At 71.8% G+C, this 23,429-nt stretch carries 22 protein-coding genes and 1 riboswitch; of the genes, 7 read left to right on the forward strand and 15 right to left on the reverse strand.

Going from position 1 to position 23,429, the window contains the following annotated elements:
- Positions 1-188 precede the first annotated feature (188 nt).
- The 6 genes from ACP4IX_RS23630 to ACP4IX_RS23655 all read left to right on the forward strand — a co-directional run bounded on the left by ACP4IX_RS23630 (position 189) and on the right by ACP4IX_RS23655 (position 6,325).
- Positions 189-704 carry an Lrp/AsnC family transcriptional regulator gene (locus ACP4IX_RS23630; protein WP_351398245.1) on the forward strand — a complete coding sequence of 172 codons (516 nt, stop codon included), beginning with the start codon at positions 189-191 and terminating at the stop codon, positions 702-704.
- A gap of 2 nt (positions 705-706) precedes the next feature.
- Positions 707-2,080: an aspartate aminotransferase family protein gene (locus ACP4IX_RS23635; RefSeq protein WP_426522023.1), complete on the forward strand. Its 1,374-nt coding sequence runs from the start codon at positions 707-709 to the stop codon at positions 2,078-2,080.
- A gap of 406 nt (positions 2,081-2,486) precedes the next feature.
- Positions 2,487-3,272: an ABC transporter ATP-binding protein gene (locus ACP4IX_RS23640; protein ID WP_426556559.1), complete on the forward strand. Its 786-nt coding sequence runs from the start codon at positions 2,487-2,489 to the stop codon at positions 3,270-3,272.
- Positions 3,254-4,717 carry a hypothetical protein gene (locus ACP4IX_RS23645; RefSeq protein WP_426556560.1) on the forward strand — a complete coding sequence of 488 codons (1,464 nt, stop codon included), beginning with the start codon at positions 3,254-3,256 and terminating at the stop codon, positions 4,715-4,717. Before ACP4IX_RS23640 ends, ACP4IX_RS23645 begins: the two co-directional genes overlap by 19 nt.
- Positions 4,718-4,875: 158 nt before the next feature.
- Entirely contained in the window at positions 4,876-5,283 is a 408-nt protein-coding gene (locus ACP4IX_RS23650; RefSeq protein WP_426522026.1) for a VOC family protein, read from the forward strand.
- A 331-nt stretch (positions 5,284-5,614) separates the two neighbouring features.
- Complete coding sequence (locus tag ACP4IX_RS23655) at positions 5,615-6,325, forward strand: LAETG motif-containing sortase-dependent surface protein (protein ID WP_426556561.1); 711 nt, start codon at positions 5,615-5,617, stop codon at positions 6,323-6,325.
- Positions 6,326-6,391: 66 nt separating this feature from the next.
- Here ACP4IX_RS23655 and ACP4IX_RS23660 read toward each other — a convergent pair whose 3' ends face one another.
- The 10 genes from ACP4IX_RS23660 to rpsB form a co-directional block, all read right to left on the reverse strand.
- Positions 6,392-7,192: a maleylpyruvate isomerase family mycothiol-dependent enzyme gene (locus tag ACP4IX_RS23660; RefSeq protein ID WP_426556562.1), complete on the reverse strand. Its 801-nt coding sequence runs from the start codon at positions 7,190-7,192 to the stop codon at positions 6,392-6,394.
- A gap of 25 nt (positions 7,193-7,217) precedes the next feature.
- Entirely contained in the window at positions 7,218-8,237 is a 1,020-nt protein-coding gene (locus ACP4IX_RS23665) for an ABC transporter ATP-binding protein (protein ID WP_426522029.1), read from the reverse strand.
- Positions 8,238-8,256: 19 nt separating this feature from the next.
- Positions 8,257-9,858 carry an ABC transporter permease gene (locus ACP4IX_RS23670; RefSeq protein WP_426522030.1) on the reverse strand — a complete coding sequence of 534 codons (1,602 nt, stop codon included), beginning with the start codon at positions 9,856-9,858 and terminating at the stop codon, positions 8,257-8,259.
- A gap of 44 nt (positions 9,859-9,902) precedes the next feature.
- On the reverse strand, positions 9,903-10,946 hold the full coding sequence (locus ACP4IX_RS23675; RefSeq protein ID WP_426556580.1) for a thiamine ABC transporter substrate-binding protein: 1,044 nt from the start codon (positions 10,944-10,946) through the stop codon (positions 9,903-9,905).
- A 123-nt stretch (positions 10,947-11,069) separates the two neighbouring features.
- A riboswitch (TPP riboswitch) is annotated at positions 11,070-11,175 on the reverse strand.
- 66 nt (positions 11,176-11,241) lie between these two features.
- Positions 11,242-12,354 carry a 23S rRNA (adenine(2503)-C(2))-methyltransferase RlmN gene (gene rlmN / locus ACP4IX_RS23680; RefSeq protein WP_426556563.1) on the reverse strand — a complete coding sequence of 371 codons (1,113 nt, stop codon included), beginning with the start codon at positions 12,352-12,354 and terminating at the stop codon, positions 11,242-11,244.
- 166 nt (positions 12,355-12,520) lie between these two features.
- Positions 12,521-13,681: a phosphatidate cytidylyltransferase gene (locus ACP4IX_RS23685; RefSeq protein WP_426522032.1), complete on the reverse strand. Its 1,161-nt coding sequence runs from the start codon at positions 13,679-13,681 to the stop codon at positions 12,521-12,523.
- Positions 13,681-14,238 carry a ribosome recycling factor gene (gene frr / locus ACP4IX_RS23690; protein WP_345588792.1) on the reverse strand — a complete coding sequence of 186 codons (558 nt, stop codon included), beginning with the start codon at positions 14,236-14,238 and terminating at the stop codon, positions 13,681-13,683. Before frr ends, ACP4IX_RS23685 begins: the two co-directional genes overlap by 1 nt.
- A gap of 181 nt (positions 14,239-14,419) precedes the next feature.
- Entirely contained in the window at positions 14,420-15,178 is a 759-nt protein-coding gene (gene pyrH / locus ACP4IX_RS23695) for a UMP kinase (protein ID WP_426522033.1), read from the reverse strand.
- Between the two features lie 206 nt (positions 15,179-15,384).
- Entirely contained in the window at positions 15,385-16,221 is an 837-nt protein-coding gene (gene tsf, locus ACP4IX_RS23700; RefSeq protein ID WP_426522034.1) for a translation elongation factor Ts, read from the reverse strand.
- A gap of 156 nt (positions 16,222-16,377) precedes the next feature.
- Positions 16,378-17,292 carry a 30S ribosomal protein S2 gene (rpsB, locus tag ACP4IX_RS23705; RefSeq protein WP_426522035.1) on the reverse strand — a complete coding sequence of 305 codons (915 nt, stop codon included), beginning with the start codon at positions 17,290-17,292 and terminating at the stop codon, positions 16,378-16,380.
- 364 nt (positions 17,293-17,656) lie between these two features.
- Here rpsB and ACP4IX_RS23710 point away from each other — a divergent pair, with 364 nt between their 5' ends.
- Positions 17,657-18,205 (forward strand): murein hydrolase activator EnvC family protein, encoded by a 549-nt coding sequence (locus tag ACP4IX_RS23710; RefSeq protein WP_426556564.1) that lies wholly within the window; start codon positions 17,657-17,659, stop codon positions 18,203-18,205.
- Positions 18,206-18,321: 116 nt separating this feature from the next.
- On the opposite strand, the gene ACP4IX_RS23715 is transcribed toward ACP4IX_RS23710, so the two are convergent.
- From ACP4IX_RS23715 to ACP4IX_RS23735, 5 genes are all read right to left on the reverse strand, one after another.
- Positions 18,322-18,879 carry a TetR/AcrR family transcriptional regulator gene (locus tag ACP4IX_RS23715; RefSeq protein ID WP_426522105.1) on the reverse strand — a complete coding sequence of 186 codons (558 nt, stop codon included), beginning with the start codon at positions 18,877-18,879 and terminating at the stop codon, positions 18,322-18,324.
- Between the two features lie 128 nt (positions 18,880-19,007).
- Entirely contained in the window at positions 19,008-19,850 is an 843-nt protein-coding gene (gene whiG, locus ACP4IX_RS23720; protein WP_426522037.1) for an RNA polymerase sigma factor WhiG, read from the reverse strand.
- Between the two features lie 263 nt (positions 19,851-20,113).
- Positions 20,114-21,244 carry a DNA-processing protein DprA gene (gene dprA, locus ACP4IX_RS23725; protein ID WP_426556581.1) on the reverse strand — a complete coding sequence of 377 codons (1,131 nt, stop codon included), beginning with the start codon at positions 21,242-21,244 and terminating at the stop codon, positions 20,114-20,116.
- A 176-nt stretch (positions 21,245-21,420) separates the two neighbouring features.
- Entirely contained in the window at positions 21,421-23,046 is a 1,626-nt protein-coding gene (locus tag ACP4IX_RS23730) for a YifB family Mg chelatase-like AAA ATPase (RefSeq protein WP_426522038.1), read from the reverse strand.
- Entirely contained in the window at positions 23,046-23,408 is a 363-nt protein-coding gene (locus ACP4IX_RS23735) for a YraN family protein (protein ID WP_426522039.1), read from the reverse strand. Before ACP4IX_RS23735 ends, ACP4IX_RS23730 begins: the two co-directional genes overlap by 1 nt.
- Between the last annotated feature and the right edge of the window lie 21 nt (positions 23,409-23,429).

The raw sequence follows: 23,429 nt of genomic DNA on the forward strand, positions 1-23,429 counted from the left end.
TCTACTTCGGGTCTCTCCGGTTCGGACCTCGCTGGCGTCGCTCGTGTCCAAACACTGAGACACCCACCCTAGACGCAGACGCCACGTTTTCAACACCCCCGGTCGCCGCTGGGATGCGAAATCCGCAGCAGTTCGCGGCCGGGACAACGAATTTCATCGATCTGGCCTTGCGAAACTGTCGATACGTCGTGCACAGTGAAGCCGTGGCCAGTCGAAGCGCAGACCAGAAGGACTCCCGCGAGTCCCGGAACGGCGGTCCCCAGTTGGACGCCGTCTCCCTCGCCATCATTGAGCAGCTCCAGGAGGACGGCCGCCGGCCGTACGCCGCCATCGGCAAGGCCGTGGGCCTGTCGGAGGCGGCCGTGCGCCAGCGCGTCCAGAAGCTGCTCGACCAGGGCGTGATGCAGATCGTCGCCGTCACGGACCCGCTCACCGTGGGCTTCCGCCGGCAGGCGATGGTCGGCGTCCGTGTCGAGGGCGACGTGGAGTCCGTCGCCGACGCGGTGACGGCCATGTCCGAGTGCGAGTACGTGGTGATGACCGCGGGCTCCTTCGACCTGATGGTGGAGGTCGTCTGCGAGGACGACGACCACCTCCTGGACGTCATCAACAAACGCATCCGGGCCGTCCCCGGAGTGCGCTCCACCGAGAGCTTCGTCTACCTCAAGCTCAAGAAGCAGACCTATATGTGGGGAACCCGATAATCGTGAGCACCGACAGCCCCAAGGACCTCAGCAGGACCGCCTACGACCACCTGTGGATGCACTTCACCCGCATGTCGTCGTACGAGAACGCCCCCGTCCCCACCATCGTCCGCGGTGAGGGCACCCACATCTACGACGACAAGGGCAAGCGCTACCTCGACGGTCTCGCCGGCCTGTTCGTGGTCCAGGCCGGACACGGCCGCACGGAGCTGGCCGAGGCCGCGGCCAAGCAGGCGCAGGAGCTCGCCTTCTTCCCGGTGTGGTCCTACGCCCACCCCAAGGCCGTCGAGCTGGCCGAGCGCCTGGCGGACGAGGCCCCCGGGGACCTCAACAAGGTCTTCTTCACCACCGGTGGCGGAGAGGCGGTCGAGACCGCCTGGAAGCTCGCCAAGCAGTACTTCAAGCTGACCGGCAAGCCGACCAAGTACAAGGTCATATCGCGCGCGGTCGCCTACCACGGCACCCCGCAGGGCGCCCTGTCCATCACCGGCCTGCCCGCCCTGAAGGCGCCGTTCGAGCCGCTCGTCCCGGGCGCGCACAAGGTGCCGAACACCAACATCTACCGCGCCCCGCTCTTCGGCGACGACCCGGAGGCCTTCGGCCGCTGGGCCGCCGACCAGATCGAGCAGCAGATCCTGTTCGAGGGTCCGGACACGGTCGCGGCCGTCTTCCTGGAGCCCGTGCAGAACGCCGGCGGCTGCTTCCCGCCGCCGCCCGGCTACTTCCAGCGGGTCCGCGAGATCTGCGACCAGTACGACGTGCTGCTCGTGTCGGACGAGGTCATCTGCGCCTTCGGCCGCCTGGGCACGACGTTCGCCTGCGACAAGTTCGGCTACGTCCCGGACATGATCACCTGCGCCAAGGGCATGACCTCGGGCTACTCCCCGATCGGCGCGTGCATCATCTCCGACCGCCTGGCCGAGCCGTTCTACAAGGGCGACAACACCTTCCTGCACGGCTACACCTTCGGCGGTCACCCGGTCTCCGCCGCGGTCGGTCTCGCCAACCTCGACCTGTTCGAGCGCGAGGGCCTCAACCAGCACGTCCTCGACAACGAGGGCGCGTTCCGCGCGACCCTGGAGAAGCTGCACGACCTGCCGATCGTCGGCGACGTCCGCGGCAACGGCTTCTTCTACGGCATCGAGCTGGTCAAGGACAAGGCCACCAAGGAGTCCTTCAACGAGGAGGAGACCGAGCGCGTCCTGTACGGCTTCCTCTCCAAGAAGCTCTTCGAGAACGGTCTGTACTGCCGTGCCGACGACCGCGGGGACCCGGTCATCCAGCTCGCCCCGCCGCTGATCTCCCACCAGGAGACCTTCGACGAGATCGAGCAGATCCTGCGCGCCACGCTGACGGAGGCGTGGACGAAGCTCTGATCCAGACCCGCTCCGATCATCCTTCTGGCTGATCATCACCGGCCCCGGTGCCGCCCGTTCGAGTGAGACACGGCGGCCCGGGGCCGCGTGCTGTCCGGCCTCCCCGCGGGGACTGCCTAGCGTGCCCTTGGACTCCTCCCCCTCGCTGGACGACAGGGACTCCCGGCTCACACCGCCCCGTCCCCCGGCGAACGGCCGAGTCCTACGCGATCAGCACCGGCCGGGCCGAGACCAGCCCGGGTCGGCACAACCGCCATGGAGGTGGTGGCACGTGCTCGGTTCTCGCGACGCGCTGCCCACAGCGGACTCTCCGCGCGACCAAGCCCGTGCTCTCCAGTCCTCACCTTCGTTCCCCCGTACGAGGCAGTCAGCACGGTACTTCTGATCAGAACCGAGGTGTACGCCCATGGAGGCCCCGCCGGACCACGACGTGCTCTGCGCCCGCGCCCTGCACTTCCAGCACCACGACGGCTCCCCCGCGCTGCAAGGCGTGTCGCTCGGTGTCCGCGAGGGCGAGATCCTCGCCGTGACCGGCCCGCGCGGCAGCGGCAAGACCACGCTGCTGCGGTGTCTGTCCGGGCTGGTCCGGCCGCAGGACGGCGAGGTGTGGTTCGACGGCGTGCCGGTGCACACCCTGGGCCCGCTCCGCCGCGAGCGACTGCGGCGCGACCGCTTCTGCTGGATCGACCCCGCCCCCGTGCTCGTCCCGGAACTCAACGCCTGGGAGAACGCCGCCCTCCCCCTCATGCTGCGCGGCACCGGCCGGCGCCGGGCCAAGACCGCCGCCCTGGAATGGCTGGAACGCCTCGACGTCGGCGACAGCGCCCGCCGGCGCCCGGCCGAACTCCAGCAGGCCGAGCGGCAGCGCGTCTGCATCGCCCGCGCGCTCGCCGCCGCCCCCGCGGTCCTCTTCGCCGACGAGCCGACGGCCCCCCTGCACCGGGCCGACCGCGCCCGCGTCCTGCGGACCCTCACCACCGCGGCCCGCTCGCACGGCATCACCGTCCTCCTCGCCACGCACGACGCGCGGACCGCCGCCCTCGCGGACCGCACGGTGGCGCTGCTGGACGGACGGCGGGTGCGGACCCTGCACCTCCCCCCGGTCGCCGAGACCGCGGTGGCCGCCGAGACCACCGGGGCCACCGGGGCCTCCGGAACGGAAGGCCGGGCGGCGTGCTCGCTCTCCGCCTGACCCGCTCCGCCCACCTCGCCGTCCACCTGCGCCGCCTGCTGGTCGCGGTGGCCTCGGCGGGCACGGGCTTCCTGCTGCTGTGCGCCCTCGGCCACGCGATGACCCACCCGGACGCACCCGGCGCCTCCGCCCTCCGCCTGGCCTGGTGCGCGGCGCCCCTCGCCGCCACGGTGTACCTCGCCGTCGCCGTGGCCCGCACCGATCCCGGTACCCGGCCCCGCCCGGGGCTGTCGGCGATCGGCCTGGGCCCCGGCCGGCTGATGGCCGTCTCGGTGACGACCACGGCCCTGTCCGGCACGCTCGGCTCGGTGGTGGCCCTGCTCGTCTTCCTCCACCTGCGCGGCGACCTGGCCGGCCTGCCCTTCGGCGGCGTCACGGCCGACGCCCTCGCCGTCGGCCACCGCCTCCCCGGCCCGGCGGCACTGACCCTGCTGACCCTGGCACCGGCCACGGCGTCGGCGGCGGTCGCGGTGACGCTGCGCCCCCGCGATCCCCGCTCCGCCCCGACCACCGGCTCCCGCGGCTTCGGCCGCTTCGGCGCGTACGGCTGGGGCACGGCCCGCGAAACCTTCGGGGCGTACGGCCGCTTCGGTGCCCGCTCGGCCGCGGCCCCGGCGGCAGGCGGAGCCGCCCGGCCCGCGGACAGCCGTCCCGCCGGGGCCGTACCCGTCCCACCGGGAGGCGGCCTCCTGCAGACGCGGGCCGGTGCCGCCCTTCCCCCCGCCACGACAGACGCACCCCGGCCGGCGCCGGACGCCGCACCCGGCCCCACGACCGAGGCCGCAGCCCGCCCCACGACCGACGCCGCACCCTCCGCCACGGCCGACGCCGCACCCGGCCCCGCGACCCCGGCCGGCCCCCAGAACACCGGCGCCCTCCCCTGGGGCATCGCCGTGCTCACCCTCGGCCTCGCCGTCGAGACCTACGCCGGCGGCACAGCCACCACCCCCGACACCGCCCCCTCCGCCGGCGTCCTCGTCGGCTGGGCCCTCACCGCGCTGGGCCTCGCTCTGGCCGGCCCCGGCCTCACCCACCTGTGCGGCCGCCTGCTGCAGGCCGCCCGGCCCGGCGCCCTGCGTCTCCTCGCCGGCCGAGTCCTCATGAACGAGTCGAACCGCATCGGCCGCCCCCTCGGCGTCGTCTGCGCCGTGGCCTCCGGGGCCTACGTCGCCGCCACGCTGTACGACACCGGTGGACCGGTCCTCGGCCCGCTGAGCGTCTTCGGCGTCCTCCTCGTGGCCGGCTGCACGGTGGCCACCCTCCTCACCGCGGCCGTCGAGGCCAAACACGCCCGTGCCGAGACCACGGACACCCTGCTGCGGCTGGGCGCGCCCCCGGTAACGCTGCGCGCCGCCGCCGCCGTACGCGCCGCCGCCCTGTTCGCCCTCTTCGGCCCGCTGACCGTGATCGTCGCGGAGCTGGCATCGCTGCCCCTGGCCCGCTGACCCCCGTACCGGCCCTGTACCCGTCCCGTACGGACCCCCGTACGGACTCCGGAAAAAGTTCCAGGAATTCTGCGGACCGGCGATGAGTTCCGGGTGCCCTCGGCGTCTAACCCTTCGAACGGCATGACAACAGCAGCACACCGACGGGAGAGGCCCCCATGTACCAGCAGATGATCTTCGTGAACCTGGCCACCAACGACCTCGACGCCTCGAGGAAGTTCTTCACCGAGCTCGGTTACGAGATCAACGCCCAGTTCAGCGACGACACCACCGCTTCGATCCCGCTCAGCGAGACCATCGTCGTGATGGTGCACACTCCGCAGAAGTACCGCGAGTTCACGAAGAAGGAGATCGTGGACTCGACGAAGTCCAGCGAGGTGCTGATCGCGCTGAGCGCCGAGAGCCGCGAGAAGGTCGACGAGCTGGTGGAGAAGGCGGTCGCGGCCGGCGGCTCGGTCTCCGGCGAGACCCAGGACCTCGGTTTCATGTACGGCCGCGCCTTCGACGACCTGGACGGCCACACCTTCGAGGTCGTGTGGATGGACCCGGCGGCGGTCCAGGGCTGATCCGCCCGCAGGCCCGGCGGCGGTCCAGGGGCGAGCCCCCGCGCGGGCAGGCCCGGCCCGGGGCGGGTGGCTCACCCACCCGCCCGGGACGCGCACCGGCCCGCGCCGGCTTCCCGGTGGCCACCGGCGGCGGACCGAGAGGGCTTCCAGGGCGCCGAAACGTCTCGGCGGTTAATGAGACGGCAAAGCCAACACCCTTGACGGGGCTATGCGTTGACACTGCTTATGAACCACTTATAAACCAGTGAGGCTCGTGGGTGTGCCGACGCCACGTCACCACGCGTCAGCACCCACTCCACCCCCCGCATCAGCGCTCCCGTAAAGGACCAACGTGGCAGTCCTGTCCCTCATCAGTCGCACGTCCTCACGCCGTAGCGTTCGCGCCCTCGGCATCGCCTCCGCCTCGGTGGCCCTGGCGCTCGGTGCCGCCGGCAACGCCCTCGCCTGCGACATCAGCGAGTTCTCCGCCGCCGCCGAGTGCGAGGGCGGCAAGGGTGTCATCACCGTCACCGACGTGGACCCCGCCGGCATCCCGGCCACCGTCACCGTCTACCTGCAGAACAACGGCTCGGACGCCGAGAAGATCGGTGAGCAGGTGGTCAAGGGTTCGCGCGAAGGCAGCACCATCACGTTCGCCGCGGACTGGAAGCCGAACGCCGAGTACCGCATCCATGTCAGGGCCGACCAGTACGTCGACGAGGACATCAAGCCGAACCTCGTGACCCCCTCGACCCCCTGCAAGACGGAGGACACGCCGGCCCCGACCCCGTCGGAGAGCTCCTCCACCCCGGCCGGGGAGACGGAGACGCCGGCCCCGGAACCGTCCACGTCGGCCCCGGAACCGGCGCAGAGCGAGAGCACCGCACCGGCGGCCGTGCCGGGCAACGCCCCGTCCCCGGCGGCCGGTGAGTCCAACCTCGCCGAGACCGGCGCCAACTCCAACACCGGCGTGATCGTCGGCGTCGCGGCGGCCCTGGTCGCCGTCGGTGGCGGCGCGGTCTTCTTCGGCCTGCGCCGCCGTGGGGCGAACAGCAACCGCTGACGCCCCACGCACGGGTACGCGACGGTGGCCCGCCCCCGGCCGGGGGCGGGCCACCGTCGCGTCACATCAGGCGAACGTCGCCTTCTCCAGCCAGAGTTCCAGCAGCTCGCGGTCGCCGAGCACCTGGAGTCCGGGGGCGTCCACCGGGATCCGGCGGTAGAAGGCCAGCAGCACGTCCGTGAGGGGCCCCCGCAGCGCCACGGTCGCCTTCTCGTGACCACGGCGCCAGGTGACACCGTCCTCGGGAAGCTCGATGAGCCATTCGGCGTCGAGGTCGGCACCGGTGTCGGTGGCGTGCAGGTGGATGCTCCGGCCCGGGGCCCGCAACGCCTGCGCCGGACCGTCCGGCACCACCCGCTGTACGAACCGCACGATGTCCAGCCATTCGTCGATCGCGTCCGCCGCCACGTCGGCCGCGACGGGCTCGAGCGAGCGGCCCGCCGCGAGTGCCGCGTCCGCCCCGTGGACGACGAGTTCGTGCGTCACCCGGCGGGCCCAGAAACCCGCGGTGTGCTCCCCCGACCACGACCACGCCCGCCCGTCCGGCCCGGCCTCCCGCAGCGCGCGCACGACCGTCGCGGCGGACTCGGCCAGCCAGGACTCCAGGGCTGCCGCGTCTCCGCGCGCGTCGGGCCCCGCGGCCCCCGGCGCCCAGTCGATCGGGACGTCCTCCTGCGCACGGGTGCGGACGATCAGCTCCGTCCAGCGCAGGGCGCGGCCGACGTGCCGCACCAGGTCCTCCAGCGTCCAGTCCGGGCAGGTCGGCACAGTGGCGGACAGGTCGGCGCCGGAGGACAGCACGGAACCGAACCGGCCCGCCTGGTGGGCGACTTCATCGCAGTAGCGGTCGTGTGCGAGACGCGTCATGCCCGTCACCCTACGAGGTGGACGATCATCGGAGCACGACGATTTCCGCCACGTCGAACTCCACCCCCACCGCCTCCCCGACCTCCGGTGCCGCCCGCAGCGCGCACGCCGCCTCCAGGCGCGGCGCGTCCTCGGGCTGGAGGTGGACGGCGACGTGGGTACCGCGGAAGGTGCGGGCGGTGACCGTGCAGCGCAGGCCCGCGTCGGCGGATACCAGGCGGACCCCGGCGGGCCGCACGAGCAGCGTGCGGGTTCCCTGCGCGGCGTCCTCGGGGACCGGTACCTTGCCCCACGGGGTGCCGGCGACCTGCCCGGCGACGGTCGCCTCCACCACGTTGTCGAAACCGAGGAAGCGGGCCACGAACGCGTCGGCCGGCCGCTGCCACACCTCGAGGGGCGTCCCCGACTGGGCGATCCGCCCGTCCCGCATCACGACGACCCGGTCGGCGAGCGCGAAGGCCTCGCCCTGGTCGTGCGTCACGGCGAGCACGGTGGTGCCCAGCCGGCCGAACAGCTCGCGCAGTTCCACCACGAGCCGTTCGCGCAGTGAGCGGTCGAGCTGGCCGAGCGGCTCGTCCAGCATCAGCAGGCGGGGGCGGGGCGCGAGGGCGCGGGCCAGCGCCACCCGCTGCTGCTCACCGCCGGAGAGCGCGGCGACGGACCGGCGCGCGGCATCCGGCAGCCCGACCAGTTCCAGCAACTCCTCCACCCGCTCCCGCTGTCCGGTGCGGGACGCACCGCGCATCCGCGGTCCGAAGGCGATGTTCCCGGCCACGTCCCGCTGCGGGAACAGCTGGTGGTCCTGGAACATCAGCCCGACCTCCCGCCGGTGCGCGGGCACCCCGGACTGGTCCCGCCCGTCGAGCGTCACCCGCCCCGCGTCCAGCGGCTGGAGCCCGGCGACCGCCCGCAGCAGCGTCGACTTGCCGCTGCCGCTGGGCCCGAGCACGCACACCACCTCGTGCTCGGCGACTTCCAGGTCGACGGCGTCGAGCACGGCCCGGCCGCCGAAGCGGACCGTCGCGCCCTCAAGGCTCAGCAGCATTCCGAGAACCCCCGCATTCCTAGAACTCCCCGCTCCGGTCGGTCCGCAGCCGCTCCAGCACCACCAGGGCCACCGCGCACACCAGCATCAGAATCGTCGAAAGGGCCATCGCCTGGCCGTAGTTCATGTCTCCGGGCCGCCCCAGCAGCCGTGCCACGGCCACCGGCAGCGTCGGGTTGTCGGGCCGCGCGATGAACACGGTCGCCCCGAACTCCCCGAGCGACACCGCGAAGGCGAACCCTGCCGCGACCAGCAGCGCCCGCCGCACCATCGGCAGGTCGACCTCCCGCCACACCCGCCACGGCGACGCCCCGAGCACGGACGCCGCCTCCCGCAGCCGTACGTCCACCGCCCGCAGCACCGGCAGCATGGTCCGTACGACGAACGGGACGCCGACCAGCGCCTGGGCGAGCGGCACGAGGATCCACGACGAGCGCAGGTCCAGCGGTGGTTCGTCCAGGGCGATCAGGAACCCGAAGCCGACCGTCACGGCGGAGACCCCGAGCGGCAGCATCAGCAGCGCGTCGAAGCCGCGCACGAAGCGGCCCGCGTCGCGGCGGGTGAGCGCGGTGGCGGCCAGCGCGCCGATCACCACGGCGATGGCGGTGGCGGCGACGGCGTACTGGAGGGAGTTGCCGATCGCCTCGATCGGCGGGACGAGGAAGGCGCCGCCGTCCTCGCGGGTCAGCGCCCGGTAGTAGCCGAAGCCGGGTGCGCCCAGTGACCGCTGGACCAGCACGGCGAGCGGGAGCACCAGCAGCACGGCGACGGTGACCAGGACCCCGGCCAGCAGCGCCCACTGCCCGGCGCCGCGCGGCCGGCGCGCGGTCGTGCCCGCGTCGACCAGCCGCAGGGCCGTCTCCCGGCGCCGTACCGTCCAGGCGTGCACGGCGAGGACGGCGGCCACCGCGGCGAACTGGATCAGCGTCAGGACGGCGGCCGTGGACAGGTCGAAGATCTGGGAGGTCTGCCGGTAGATCTCCACCTCCAGGGTGGAGAAGGCGGGGCCGCCGAGGATCTGGACGACGCCGAAGGAGGTGAAGGTGAACAGGAACACCATCAGCGCGGCGGCGGCCACGGCGGGCGCGAGCGCGGGCAGCGTCACCTGCCGCCAGGCTTTCGGCCGCGAGGCACCGAGCATCCGCGCGGCCTCCTCCTGCCGCGGGTCGAGCTGCGCCCACAGACCGCCGACGGTGCGTACGACGACGGCGTAGTTGAAGAAGACGTGCGCGAGGAGGATCGCCCACACGGTGGTGTCCAGCCGCAGACCCCACAGCTCGTCGAGCAGCCCGCCGCGCCCGACCAGCGCCAGGAACGCCGTACCGACGACGACCGTGGGCAGGACGAACGGCACGGTGACGACGGCCCGCAGCACCTGCTTGCCGGGGAAGTCGAAGCGGGCGAAGACGTACGCGCCGGGCAGGGCGATCAGCAGCGTGAGCGCGGTGGAGGCCAGCGCCTGCCAGGTGGTGAACCACAGCACGTGCCGGACGTCGGACCGCGCGAGCACGTCCGCGATCCGCCCGAACTGCCAGGACCCGTCGGTCTCCAGCCCGCGCGCGACGATCGCGGCGACGGGGTAGGCGAAGAACACCGCGAAGAACGCGACGGGCACGGCCATCAGGGCCAGCCGCGCCGCGTTCCCCGTGCGACGCCGGCGCTCGGCTACTTGAGTACGAGTGAGGTCCACGACGTGACCCACTGGTCGCGGTGGGCGGCGATCTTCGCCGGTTCCATGGTCTGCGGGTCCTCGGCCTGCGGCCCGAACTTCCGGAACGCCTCGGGAACCTGCGCGGCCTCCCGCACCGGGTAGACGAACATGTTCAGCGGCATGTCGTCCTGGAACCGCTTGCTGATGAGGAAGTCGAGGAGTGCCTTGCCGCCCTCGGGGTTGCCGGCGTTGCTCAGCAGACCCGCGTACTCGACCTGGCGGAAGCAGGTGCCGGTGGCGACGCCCGTCGGCGCGGTGGCCGACTGCGGGTCGGCGTAGATGACCTCGGCGGGCGGGGACGAGGCGTAGGAGACGACGAGCGGACGGTCGCCCTTGGCCTTCCTGCCGCCGGACGAACCGGAGAACTCCTCGTTGTACGCCTGCTCCCAGCTGTCGACGACCTTGACGCCGTTCGCCTTCAGCTTCTTCCAGTAGTCCTGCCACCCCTCGTCGCCGTACTTCGCGGCGGTGCCGAGGAGGAAGCCGAGCCCGGGCGAGGAACTGCCCGCGTTCTCGGTGACGAGCAGGTCCTTGTACTCGGGCTCGATCAGGTCGTCGAAGGAGTCCGGCGGCGTCAGCCCGTGCTCACTGAAGTACGCCTTGTCGTAGTTGACGCAGACGTCCCCGGTGTCGACGGGCGTGACCCGGTGCTTGTCCTGGTCGGTCCGGTACTCGGGGAGGACGAGGTCGGATCCCTTCGCCTCGTACGGCTGGAACAGCCCGTTGTCGAGCGCCCGGGACAGCAGCGTGTTGTCGACGCCGAAGAGGACGTCGCCCTGCGGGTTGTCCTTGGTGAGGATGGCCTTGTTGACGGCCTGCCCGGCGTCGCCGTCCTCCAGGACCCGGACCTTGTAGCCCGAGCTCTTCTCGAAGGCGGCGATGACGTCCTTCGACGCGGCCCACGAGTCGTGGCTGACCAGGGTCACGGTCCTGGGGTCGCCGTCGCCCCGGCCGTCGCCGTCGGACGACGCTCCGCACGCGGTCAGGCCGCCGGCCATGCCGAGTCCGACGGCGAGGACGGTGGCCCTCTTGATGATGCTCACTGGATTCCTCCTGGGTGACCAGGAGAAGACGCGGCCCCGCCCGGAACCCTGGCGAGGGTCCCGGGCAGGGCGCAACAGCTCGAGTGGTGACCGATCTCCCTACCCAGAATGACCTGGGCCAGGTTCGGAGGGTCTGCGGCCGGTGCCGCACTCTCAGCGCTGTGGCGCTCCCCTGTCGGAATATGAAGATGTACTTCCGTAGGAACTTCCGTATGACGTTGTCGTACGACGATGTGCGACGCCGGTCAGGTTACCGCTCGCTCGCGGCGAGCTGACCACACGCCCCGTCGATCTCCTGACCGCGGGTGTCCCGGATCGTCACCGGTACACCGTGCGCCGCGATCGCCTCCACGAACGCCTTCTCGTCCTCGGGCCGCGACGCGGTCCACTTCGAGCCGGGCGTCGGGTTGAGCGGGATGAGGTTGACGTGCACGGGCCTGCCCTTGAGCAGCCGCCCGAGCCGGTCGCCGCGCCACGCCTGGTCGTTGATGTCCCGGATCAGCGCGTATTCGATCGACAGCCGGCGCCCGGACGTGGCCGCGTACTCGAACCCGGCGTCCAGCACCTCACGCACCTTCCAGCGCGTGTTGACCGGGACGAGGGTGTCCCGCAGCTCGTCGTCGGGCGCGTGCAGCGAGATGGCGAGGCGGCACTTGAAGCCCTCGCCGGTGAAGCGGTGGATGGCCGGGACGAGACCGACCGTCGAGACGGTGATGCCGCGCTGGGAGAGGCCCAGGCCGTCGGGCTCGGGGTCGGTGAAGCGGCGGATGGAACCGACGACGCGGTTGTAGTTGGCGAGGGGCTCGCCCATGCCCATGAACACGATGTTGCTGAGCCGGGCCGGTCCCCCAGGGACCTCGCCGTCCCGCAGGGCCCGCATGCCGTCCACGATCTGGTGCACGATCTCGGCGGTGGACAGGTTCCGGTCCAGCCCCGCCTGCCCCGTGGCGCAGAACGGGCAGTTCATGCCGCAGCCCGCCTGGGAACTGATGCACATGGTCACCCGGTCCGGGTAGCGCATGAGGACGGACTCGACGAGCGTCCCGTCGAACAGCTTCCACAGCGTCTTGCGGGTGGTGCCCTGGTCGGTCGACAGGTGCCGCACGACCGTCATCAGCTCGGGCAGCAGAGCTTCCTGGAGCCCCTGGCGCGAGCCGGCTGGGATGTCGGTCCACTGCTCGGGGTCGTGCGCGTAGCGCGCGAAGTAGTGCTGCGAGAGCTGCTTCGCGCGGAACGGCTTCTCGCCGATCGCGGCGACGGCCTCCTTGCGCTCGGCGGGCGTGAGGTCGGCGAGGTGCCGCGGCGGCCGCTTCGCTCCGCGGGGTGCGGCGAAGGTGAGCTCACCTGGGGCGGGACGGGCCACGGTCGGACAACTCCTCAAAACGACGGGCCTTGGCGAGTCCCCGCTCACGCGGGGACGACGGCAGCCATGCCGAAGCCAGGAGACCTCACCGGACTGTCCCCGCGTCGGCGGGGACACACGAAAGGGCCCGCAGCAGCGCGGGCCCTTCCAGACTACCTGAAGCCTGTCAACCCGATCCGACGAAGATCACCAGCAGCAACCACACCACCGGCGCGGTCGGCAGCAGCGAGTCCAGGCGGTCCATGATGCCGCCGTGCCCCGGGAGCAGCGTGCCCATGTCCTTGATGCCGAGGTCCCGCTTGATCATGGACTCGCCGAGGTCGCCCAGCGTGGCGCTGACGGCGACCGCGAGGCCGAGCAGCAGGCCCTGCCACCAGGTGCCGTCGTCGATCACGAACTGCATGCACAGCGCGCCGGCCGCCATCGCGAACGCCACCGCTCCGAGCAGGCCTTCGCGGGTCTTGCCGGGGCTGATGCGCGGGGCGAGCTTGGACCTGCCGAAGCGCCAGCCGACGGCGTAGGCGCCGGTGTCGCTGACGACCGTCAGCACCAGGAAGACCAGCACGCGCCGCGCGCCGTCGTCCGCCATGAGCATCATCGTGACGAACGTGGCCAGGAAGGGCACGTAGAACGCCGCGAAGAGGCCCGCCGTGACGTCCTTGAGGTAGCCCTCCGGTGGCTCGGTCATCCGCCACACGAGGACCGCGAGGGCGGTGAGCGCCATGGCGACCCACGCGCCTTCGGCGCCCCGCACATACCCGGCGACCACCATCGCCGCGCCGCCGATCGCGAGCGGCACGAGGGGCGCCTTGATGCCCTTGCGCTCCTGGAGCCGCTTGGTCAGCTCCCACAGGCCCACCACGACGGCGACCGCGACCACGCCGACGAAGACGGCCTTGACGACGAACAGCGAGGCGACGATCACCGCGCCGAGCCCGAGGCCGACCCCTATCGCGGCACCCAGGTCGCGCCCCGCGCTCTTCTTCTGCGGCTGGGGCCGGTGCTGCGCCGGCTGGGGGGCGTCGGGCATGGGCTCCGGATTCTGCGGCACCGCCGCATACGGCTGCGCCGACGGATTCTCGCCGCGAGGATCGTCGCGCAGCGGCTCGTCTCGGAACAAGGGGCCGCTCAGCCGAGCGGCCCCTTGTTCGTCATCCTGGTCTCCGCCGTGTTCGGGTACGTCGGGCACGATGGGCATGGGGCGAGTCTGCTGCGCGTAGTGCGCATCGTACGCGGGACCCGCCGGGGCAGCGCCCTGGACAGGTCCCTGGTCGGACGGCCCCCAGTACCCGGCTTGTGGCGGCGCTCCCCAGGAAGAGTCGTTCATCAGACCTCGAGCAGCTCGGCTTCCTTGTGCTTGAGGAGCTCGTCCACCTGGGCGACGTACTTGGCGGTGGTGTCGTCGAGCTCCTTCTCCGCACGACGGCCCTCGTCCTCGCCGACCTCGCCGTCCTTCACCATCTTGTCGATGGTGTCCTTGGCCTTGCGGCGCACGGAGCGGATGGAGACCTTGGCGTCCTCGGCCTTGCTCTTGGCGACCTTGATGTAGTCGCGGCGGCGCTCCTCGGTGAGCTCGGGGAACACCACCCGGATGATGTTGCCGTCGTTGCTGGGGTTGACGCCCAGGTCGGAGTCGCGGATCGCCTGTTCGATGTTGCGCAGGGCGCTCTTGTCGAAGGGGGTCACCACGGCCATGCGCGGCTCCGGCACGGAGAACGAGGCCAGCTGGTTGATCGGCGTCAGCGCGCCGTAGTAGTCGGCCACGATCTTGTTGAACATCGCCGGGTGCGCACGGCCGGTGCGGATCGCGGCGAAGTCCTCCTTGGCGACCACGACGGCCTTCTCCATCTTCTCCTCGGCCTCGAGGAGGGTCTCTTCGATCACCACTTGCTCCTGCGTGTCTTGAGTAGGCCCGGCTGCGGTTCCCTCTCGGGGTCGCGGCCGGCTGCGTCGCGTTCTTCCTGCACGGTTCCCGACCGGCGGGACATTGTCCATCCCCCGGCCCGGCCCCGTCCCGTCCGTCCCCCGGACAGGTGGCGTCCGCGGACAGGGGGTGGTTCTCCGGTCAGTCCCGGCTGTCTTGGTCACCCACAAGCGTGCCGATCTTCTCACCCTTGACGGCGCGGGCGATATTGCCCTCCTTCAGCAGCTCGAAGACCACGATCGGGAGGCTGTTGTCGCGGCAGAGCGTGACGGCCGTCGCGTCGGCGACCTTCAGGTCCCGGGTGATGACCTCGCCGTAACCGAGCGCGTCGAACTTGACGGCGTCCGGGTTGGTCTTCGGGTCGGAGTCGTAGACCCCGTCCACACCGTTCTTGCCCATGAGCAGGGCCTCGGCGTCGATCTCGAGGGCGCGCTGGGCGGCGGTGGTGTCGGTGGAGAAGTAGGGCATGCCCATTCCGGCGCCGAAGATGACCACGCGGCCCTTCTCCAGGTGGCGCACGGCGCGCAGCGGGATGTACGGCTCGGCCACCTGGCCCATGGTGATGGCGGTCTGCACGCGGCAGTCGACGCCCTCCTTCTCCAGGAAGTCCTGGAGGGCCAGGCAGTTCATCACGGTGCCGAGCATGCCCATGTAGTCGGAACGGGCGCGGTCCATGCCGCGTACCTGCAGCTCGGCGCCACGGAAGAAGTTGCCCCCGCCGATGACGATCGCGACCTGTGCGCCGTCCCGTACGACGGCCGCGATCTCGCGGGCGATGGCGTGCACCACGTCGGGGTCGACGCCCAGGCCCCCACCGCCGGAGAAGGCCTCTCCGGACAGCTTCAGCATGAAGCGGCCGCGTACTTTGCCGTCGTCGCTCTTCTCGGCCTTGGTGGTCATGGAGATCTCGCCTCTTTTACGTGGGTCACACACACGAAGAAGGCCACTGCCGGTGGGGGCGTGTTTCGCATCCCATACGCGGCAATGGCCTCCTCGTCAGATCTGCTGTCGCCCGCCGCCACGCGCGCGTACGCAACGGCGTAGGCGAACGGCGTCGGCGACTGCTGTCGACCCTACCGGGGTCGCGCGTCCGTCGCGGTACGGACTCAGATGCCGACCTTGATGCGCGAGAAGCGCTTCAGGGTGACGCCGGCCTCGTCCAGAACCTTCTGGACGGACTTCTTGTTGTCGAGCGCGTAGGGCTGGCCCAGCAGCGTGGCGTCCTTGAAGAAGCCGTTGAGGCGACCCTCGACGATCTTCGGCAGGGCGGCCTCGGGCTTGCCCTCGGCGCGGGTGGTCTCCTCGGCGACGCGGCGCTCGGTCTCGACGACCTCGGCCGGGACGTCCTCCTTGGAGAGGTACTTCGGCGCGAAGGCGGCGATGTGCTGGGCGACGCCCTTGGCGAGCTCGGCGTTCGGCTTGTCCAGCTCGACGAGGACACCGATCTGCGGCGGCAGGTCGGGCATCGTGCGGTGCATGTACGCGGTCACGAAGCCGCCGGAGAACTGCGCGAAGCGGTCCAGGACGATCTTCTCGCCGAGGTTGGCGTTGGCCTCGTCCACGAAGGCCTGCACGGTCTTGCCGGGCTCGATCTCGGAGGCGAGCAGCGCCTCGAGGTCGGCCGGGGCGACCTTGGCGACGTGCTCGGCGATGGCCTTGGCGACGTTCTGGAACTTGTCACCCTTGGCGACGAAGTCCGTCTCGCACTTCAGCTCGACGAGGACGCCCGAGGTGTTGTCGTCGGCGATGATCGAGACGACGGCGCCGTTCTCGGCAGAGCGGCCCTCGCGCTTGGCGACGCCCTTCTGACCCTTGATACGGAGCGCCTCGACGGCCTTCTCGACGTTGCCCTCGGCCTCGTCCAGCGCCTTCTTGCAGTCCATCATGCCGGCGCCGGTGAGCTCACGAAGCTTCTTGACGTCGGCGGCGGTGTAGTTCGCCATGAGTCTGTGAATCTTTCTGGAAGTCTGGAAGATCGAAGATCTGCGGGATCACGGACCTACATGGAGCTGCAGGCCCATGACCTTCCACCGACCTACGGGTGAACGGCGGGAGCGGTTTCGATGTCACCGCTCCCGCCGTCGACGCCGACGGGACGGTCAGGCCTGCTCGCCCTCGGCGGCCGGAGCCTCGGCGGCGGGCGCCTCGGCGGCGGGGGCCTCGGCAGCCGGCGCCTCAGCGGCGGGGGCGGCCTCGGCGGCCGGGGCCTCGGCGGACTCGTCGTCGGCCTTCTTCTCGGCCTTCTCGCCCTCGAGCAGGTCGCGCTCCCACGCGGCGAGCGGCTCGCCGGCGGCCTTGTCGCCCTTGTCGGCGGCAGCGGCGCCGGAGCGGGCGATGAGGCCCTCGGCGACGGCGTCGGCGATCACGCGGGTGAGCAGGGTGACGGAGCGGATCGCGTCGTCGTTGCCCGGGATCTTGTAGTCGACCTCGTCGGGGTCGCAGTTGGTGTCGAGGATGGCGACGACCGGGATGTTGAGCTTCCGGGCCTCGCCGACCGCGATGTGCTCCTTCTTGGTGTCCACGATCCAGACGGCGCTGGGCACCTTGGACATCTCGCGGATACCACCGAGGGTCTTCTCCAGCTTGGCCTTCTCGCGGGAGAGGACCAGCAGCTCCTTCTTGGTGAGGCCGGAGGCGGCCACGTCCTCGAAGTCGATCTGCTCGAGCTCCTTCAGGCGCTGCAGGCGCTTGTAGACGGTCGAGAAGTTGGTGAGCATGCCGCCCAGCCAGCGCTGGTTGACGTAGGGCATGCCGACGCGGGTGGCCTGCTCGGCGATGGCCTCCTGCGCCTGCTTCTTCGTGCCGACGAACATGACCGTGCCGCCGTGGGCGACGGTCTCCTTGACGAACTCGTAGGCGCGGTCGATGTACGACAGCGACTGGAGCAGGTCGATGATGTAGATGCCGTTGCGCTCCGTGAAGATGAAGCGCTTCATCTTCGGGTTCCAACGACGGGTCTGGTGACCGAAGTGGACGCCGCTTTCCAGCAGCTCCCGCATCGTGACGACGGCCATGGCCGTATCTCCTCGAGTTTCTCGGTTGTGCCGCGGAAGCCGGACGGCTCCCGCGCCTGACGCCCGTGACGCGCCTGCCGCAAGGGACCGAGGGGCGCTGACACGAGCCTTGACGGGCCTCGTGTCGGGGCGTGCGAAGTCGACCCGGTGACCCGGATCGCCATCAGAAGTGTACGGGACCCGCGGGGTACCGGGTGACGCGGCTGTCCACAAGCGGCAGACGGTCCACAGGGCCGGACGGCGACCGGCCCCGGTGCGGGACGGTTCTCGCATGCGAGCGAGGCGATGTGCGCGTGCGTGTATGTGGATGGTGCTGCTGGCCGTCATGGTCCCGGGACCGCCGCGACCGGCACCGGGGTGGGCGATGACGGTGACCGCCGCGGACGCCGGGCCGGGTCCGGATCCGACGGTACCGGCGGTGGCCCGCCACTGGCCGGTCGGTATCCGGCCGGCGGTGCTGCGGGGCTGGGAGCCCCCGGCCACCCCGTACGGCCCGGGCCACCGCGGCGTGGACCTCGCCGCGGTGGACGCGGCCCCGGTTCGGGCGGTGGCGGCGGGCACGGTGTCGTTCGCGGGGCGGGTGGCGGGAAGAGGCGTCGTCTCACTGGAACTGACGGGGACGGGTGCCCCGCCCCTGCGGACGACGTACGAGCCGGTCGAGGCGACGGTGCAGAAGGGTGACGAGGTCGCGGCGGGTGAGGTGCTCGGCACGGTGGAGCCGGCAGGCCCCCACTGCGCGGCCTGTCTGCACTGGGGCCTGTTGCGGGGCGACGTCTATCTGAACCCGCTGTCGGTGCTCCCTCCGTGGCTGCTCGCGCGGGGTCCGTCGAGACTGCTGCCGGTTCTGGGAGTTCCCCTGCCCCCGCGGCCACGGGTGGGCGCCGGGGCCTCCTCCCCGGCAGGCACCCCGTAACGTCGGGCCGCGCGATCGGCCCGCGGCCGGGGCGCCGGGCCCCGGGAACGCCGAGGATCCTCGGTCGGTCCTGCCGGCCTGCTTCCCTCCCGGCCGGCCAGCTCCGCCCCGGGCGGTCAGCCCCGCACACCCCGCAACGCCATGGAAACCGCCGCCTCCGTGATCGCCGTCGGCTCCTCCGCCGCCCCCAGCTCGATCCGCCGCACCGCCGAGTCCACGACCCCTTGGAGCAGCATCGCCGCCAGCCGCGGCTGCCCGTGCCCCATCTCCCCCAGCGCCTCGCAGATCATCGCGATCAGCCCGCCGTGCGCCGCCCGGATCTTCTCCCGCGCGCCGGCGTCGAGCTCGCTCGCGGAGATGGCCACGACGGCCCGGTGCCGCCGGTCCCCGACCAGGTCGAGCTGCTTGCGCACATACGCCTCGACCTTGGCCTCTGGCGTCTCCTCGCGCTCCATCGCCGCCTCGACCTCCGCGGCCCAGACCGGGAAGTCGACGGCACACAGCTCCTCGACGACCGCCGCCCGCGACCGGAAGTACTCGTAGACGGACGACCGGGCGAGACCCGTCCGCTCGGCGAGGGCGGGGAAGGTCAGCGCCTCCGTGCCGCCGTCGGACAGCAGGGAGCGTGCCGCGTCCAGCAGGGAGGCACGCTGCATCGACCGGTGCTCGGCCACGGAGGCCGCTCGAATCCTTGGCACGTCACCACTTTACGGACGTGCCCCGCCGTACGGGAGTCAGCCACCCGGACGCGTGACCGCCGCCGGTGTCACAGGCGGAGCCGGCCGCGTGCCATAAGTCCAGGTCAGCGACCGAACCCCGCCAACTTCGCCCGCAGTTGCAACACCGACTTGGTGTGAATCTGGCTGACCCGGCTCTCCGTCACGCCCAGCACGTTCCCGATCTCGGCGAGCGTGAGCCCCTCGTAGTAGTACAGCGTGACGACGGTCTTCTCCCGCTCGGGCAGCGTGTTGATCGCGCGTGCCAGGAAGCGCCGCAGCTCCCGGTCCTCGGCGACCTCCACCGGATTGTCGGCGGCGGTGTCCTCCAGCGTGTCCATGAGGCTCAGCCGGTCCCCGCCCTCACCCCCGGCATGCAGCAACTCCTCCAGCGCCACCACGTTGGCCAGCGACAACTGGCTGAACACCGCATGGAGGTCCTCCACCGCGATCCCCATCTCGCCGGCCACCTCGCTCTCCGACGGGGTACGGCGCAGCCGTGCCTCCAGCGTCGCGTACGCGCGTTCCACGTTCCGCGCCTTCTGCCGGACCGACCGCGGGATCCAGTCCAGTGCCCGCAGCTCGTCGATCATCGCGCCCCGGATCCGGGTGATCGCGTACGTCTCGAACTTGATCTCCCGATCGACGTCGAACTTCTCGATCGCGTCGATCAGCCCGAACACACCCGAGGAGACGAAGTCCGCCTGCTCGACATTGGGTGGCAGTCCCACGCTCACCCGGCCCGCCACATATTTCACCAGGGGCGAGTAGTGCAGGATCAGCTGTTCCCGCAGCCGCTCGTCGCCCGTCGCCTTGTACGACCGCCACAGCTCGTCGAGCGTCGAGGGGGCGGGCGGTCGCACGCTGCCACCGTCGCGGGCGGCTGGGGGGATCGCCGCCCGGTCGGACCCGGAGGTGTGCTGGGGCATTCGTCGCCTTGTGCCGTTCTGCCGTGATGTGGTGTGTGTGCCTGGGTGAGGCCGCCGGTCTGCTGTCTACATGGGGGTCCTCGTGAGCGTAGCGTGACTGGAGTGTCGCGGTGCGCGAAGAGCCGGGCGGGGTCGTACGCAGATACGTTCCGCTGATTGCTCCGCAGGGGCGACGGTGATCGCTGTGCGTGATCACTCGAATACCTCAACTGCCACTGTTCACAAGGGCGTCGGGGTTCCCCCGGACGGCCGAACACCCTGCGTCAGCACGGATCGCGGCCTTCGCGGACCGAGATCATCATCTGGCGTGTCAACATCCAGCCGTCGCCGTGTCGTTCGACGTAACCAAGCGCTCGAAGCTCGTACAGTCTCGCGATCGCGTCGTCCTGTGTGGTCTGGGCGCGGCGCGCCACCTCGGCCGCTGCCGCCGTTCCCCGCGCGGGGAGCCCTGCCAGCACCTGACGGGTGCGAGGTTCCAGCAGGTCGGTGGGGAGGACCGGCCCACGCCGGTCCGGGGGCAGCTCGCCCATGTCACCGACCAGTTCGACGACCTCGGCGGCGTCGCTGACGAGCACCGCGTCGCCGCGCAGCAGTTCGTGCACACCCGCCGAGAGCGCACTGGTGGCCGGCCCCGGGACACCCATCGTGTGCCGGCCCAGGCGCTGGGCCGCCCGTGCCGTGACCAGCGACCCGCTGCGGTAGGCGGCCTCGACGACCACGGTGCCCCGGGTGAGTGCGGCGATCACACGATTGCGCAGGACGAACCTGCTCGGCGTCGGATGATCGCCCGGCGGCAGCTCACCGATGACCAGTCCCTGTTCCGCGATCCTGGTGATCAGCCCGGTGTGTCCGGGCGGGTAAGGGCGGTCGACGCCGCAGGCGAGGACGGCGGCGGTGGCGCCCCCGGCGCCGAGAGCACCCCGGTGGGCGGCTCCGTCGACCCCGTAGGCGCCGCCGGACACCACGACCCAGCCGCGTTCGGCGAGCCCGGCGGCGAGGGTGGCCGCCATGTGGGCGCCGTACTCGGTGCACGCGCGGGCGCCGACGACGGCCACCGACCTGAGCGCCCACATACGCAGGCTGGGCCCGCCGCGCACCCACAGTCCGAGGGGCCGGGCGTCCCCGAGGTCGTCCAGCTGACGCGGCCACTCGGCCGTCCCGGGGGCAACGAACCTCACCCCCGCCGCCCGGGCGGCGGTGAGGTCCCGGCGCGGCTCGGCCCGGCCTGCTCGGGCACACAGCCCGGCCCACCGTTTCGCGCTCACCCCCGGCAGGGCACGCCCGCCCTCGCGCAGCCGCCGCACCACGTCCGCGACGCCGCGCTCCCGCACCCACCGACCGGCGGTCTCGTCTCCGGGCTCGATGACCCGGGTCAGGAAAACCCGGCCGAGCAGCTCGTCGCCCGCCTGGGCGTCCCACGCGGCGTCGTCGTCCCTGCCCGGTCCGTCGTCCCTGCCCGGCCCGCGGTCCCGGGCCGAGCCTTCACCCCTGTCCTGTGTCACGGCGCCCTCCCCCTCCACGGCCCCGTCCTCTGTCACGGCACCCTCTCCAGCCACGGCTTCTTTCCCGGTCACGCCGGCGCCCCAAGGGCCATGGGGACTCCCCTCGGCACGCCCGTGCGCAGCTGCAGCGCCAGAGCGACATCCTGTGCGTCGGGCCGGTCGTGGCCGACGAGGTCCGCGACGGTCCAGGCGACGCGGAGGACCCGGTCGAGGCCACGGGCGGTGAGCACGCCCCGTTCCAGGCAGCGTTCCGCGTCCTCCAGTGCGCCGGGCGCCGCGTACCAGCGGCTGCGCAGCTCCCTTCCGGGCACCTCGCTGTTGGAACGCCACGGGGTGCCCTCGAAGCGCGCGGCCGCCCTGTCCCGGGCCGCACGCACCCGGTCGGCGACCGTCGCGGTGGCGTCACCCCGGGTGCCGTCCCCCGCCAACTGACTGCGCGTGACCCGGTCCACCTCGACCCGGAGGTCGACCCGGTCGAGCAGCGGGCCGGACAGCCTGGCCTGGTAGCGGCGGATCGCCGAGGGCGGGCATTCGCAGAGGTCGCCCTTCCGCGAGTACCGCCCGCACGGGCAGGGATTGGCGGCCAGGACCATCAGGAACCGTGCCGGGAACCGCACCACGCCCGCACTGCGCGCGATGACGACGTGCCCGGACTCCAGCGGCTGGCGCAGAGCATCCAGCGCATGGCTGCTGAATTCCGGTGTTTCGTCCAGAAAAAGGACTCCTCGGTGCGCCAGCGACACGGCTCCCGGCCGCCCGATGCCGGGTCCGCCCCCGACGAGGGCCTGCATCGTGGCGGAGTGGTGCGGTGCGCAGTAGGGGGCCACGTCGATCAGGGGCTTGCCCGGCGGCAGCAGGCCCGCCACCGAGTGCACCGCTGTGACCTCGAGCGATTCCGCCCGGCACAGCCTGGGCAGGATGGCGGGCAGCCGTTCGGCGAGCATGGTCTTACCGGCGCCGGGCGGCCCCTCCAGGAACAGGTGGTGGCCGCCGGCCGCGGCGACCTCCACCGCCGTGCGCGCCGCATCCTGGCCCACGACGTCGGCGAGGTCGTGCCCGTGGTCGTGCTGCGCCGCTCCCGTGGCGTGCATCCCGGTGGCGGCGCCCGTGCCGGGCATCCGCAGGCCGGCGAGGAGCGGGTCGGGCCTGCCCCGCTGGTCCGGTTCCTCCTCCGGCACGGGCTCGTCCGCGAGGAGGGCGATCAACTGGCGCAGGCTGCGCACGCCGAGCACCGACACGCCGGGCACCAGGGACGCCTCGGCAGCGGCGCACTCGGGGACGACCACCTGTTCGTAGCCGGCCTCCGCCGCGGCCAGTACCGCCGGCAGGATGCCGCGCACCGGCCGCACCCGTCCGTCCAGGCCCAGCTCCCCGATCATCACGATGTCGGCGAGCACACGGGGATCGACGCGCTCGGCGGCGCCGAGGACGGCTGCGGCGACCGCCAGGTCGAATCCGCTGCCGCTCTTCGGCACCGAGGCCGGGCTGAGCCCCACCGTCAGCTTCTTCTGCGGCCACTCGGCGCCCGAGTTGACCACTGCGGCCCGCACCCGGTCCCGGCTCTCGGTCAGGCTCTTGTCCGGCAGCCCGACCAGAGTGAACGCCGCCACGCCCGGTTCGAGGTCGGCCTGGACCTCGACCACCACGCCCTCGACGCCGACGAGCGCCACGGAGCACGTGCGCGCGAACCCCATCACGCCACCCCCCGCGCATGCTCGACCACGGGGGCGCCGCGCCGCGGCAGGAGTACACCGACCAGGTCGACGCGGACGCCGCCGGGCGGGGCCCCTCCGTGGGTCTGGATCCAGTGCTCGGCGAGCCGTCGCAGCCGCTCCGCCTTCTCCGGGGTCACCGCGGCCATCGGGTGCTCGAAGGAGCCGCCCCTGCGGGTCTTGACCTCGCAGACGACCAGGACGTCCCCGTCCCGGGCGACGATGTCGACCTCACCGGTCCGGCCGCAGCGCCAGTTGCGCTCCAGGACCGCCATCCCGGCGTCGGCCAGCCGGCGGGCCGCGAGTGTCTCGCCGTACTTGCCCATCGCACCTCGTGCGTTCATGTCGGCACCACCTCCGGCGCC

Origin of the sequence: Streptomyces sp. WG5 (genome assembly GCF_049974565.1) — a bacterium.
Lineage (GTDB): Bacteria > Actinomycetota > Actinomycetes > Streptomycetales > Streptomycetaceae > Streptomyces.

Coding starts and splice junctions, on each gene's coding strand:
- ACP4IX_RS23640 (WP_426556559.1), top strand. CDS start 2,487: ATGGAGGCCCCGCCGGACCACGACGTGCTCTGCGCCCGCGCCCTGCAC.
- ACP4IX_RS23670 (WP_426522030.1), bottom strand. CDS start 9,858: ATGGCCGTGCCCGTCGCGTTCTTCGCGGTGTTCTTCGCCTACCCCGTC.
- tsf (WP_426522034.1), bottom strand. CDS start 16,221: ATGGCGAACTACACCGCCGCCGACGTCAAGAAGCTTCGTGAGCTCACC.
- ACP4IX_RS23710 (WP_426556564.1), top strand. CDS start 17,657: ATGACGGTGACCGCCGCGGACGCCGGGCCGGGTCCGGATCCGACGGTA.
- ACP4IX_RS23665 (WP_426522029.1), bottom strand. CDS start 8,237: ATGCTGCTGAGCCTTGAGGGCGCGACGGTCCGCTTCGGCGGCCGGGCC.
- ACP4IX_RS23650 (WP_426522026.1), top strand. CDS start 4,876: ATGTACCAGCAGATGATCTTCGTGAACCTGGCCACCAACGACCTCGAC.
- ACP4IX_RS23675 (WP_426556580.1), bottom strand. CDS start 10,946: ATGGCCGGCGGCCTGACCGCGTGCGGAGCGTCGTCCGACGGCGACGGC.
- rpsB (WP_426522035.1), bottom strand. CDS start 17,292: ATGGCCGTCGTCACGATGCGGGAGCTGCTGGAAAGCGGCGTCCACTTC.
- whiG (WP_426522037.1), bottom strand. CDS start 19,850: ATGCCCCAGCACACCTCCGGGTCCGACCGGGCGGCGATCCCCCCAGCC.
- ACP4IX_RS23735 (WP_426522039.1), bottom strand. CDS start 23,408: ATGAACGCACGAGGTGCGATGGGCAAGTACGGCGAGACACTCGCGGCC.
- pyrH (WP_426522033.1), bottom strand. CDS start 15,178: ATGACCACCAAGGCCGAGAAGAGCGACGACGGCAAAGTACGCGGCCGC.
- ACP4IX_RS23730 (WP_426522038.1), bottom strand. CDS start 23,046: ATGGGGTTCGCGCGCACGTGCTCCGTGGCGCTCGTCGGCGTCGAGGGC.
- ACP4IX_RS23685 (WP_426522032.1), bottom strand. CDS start 13,681: ATGAACGACTCTTCCTGGGGAGCGCCGCCACAAGCCGGGTACTGGGGG.
- ACP4IX_RS23660 (WP_426556562.1), bottom strand. CDS start 7,192: ATGACGCGTCTCGCACACGACCGCTACTGCGATGAAGTCGCCCACCAG.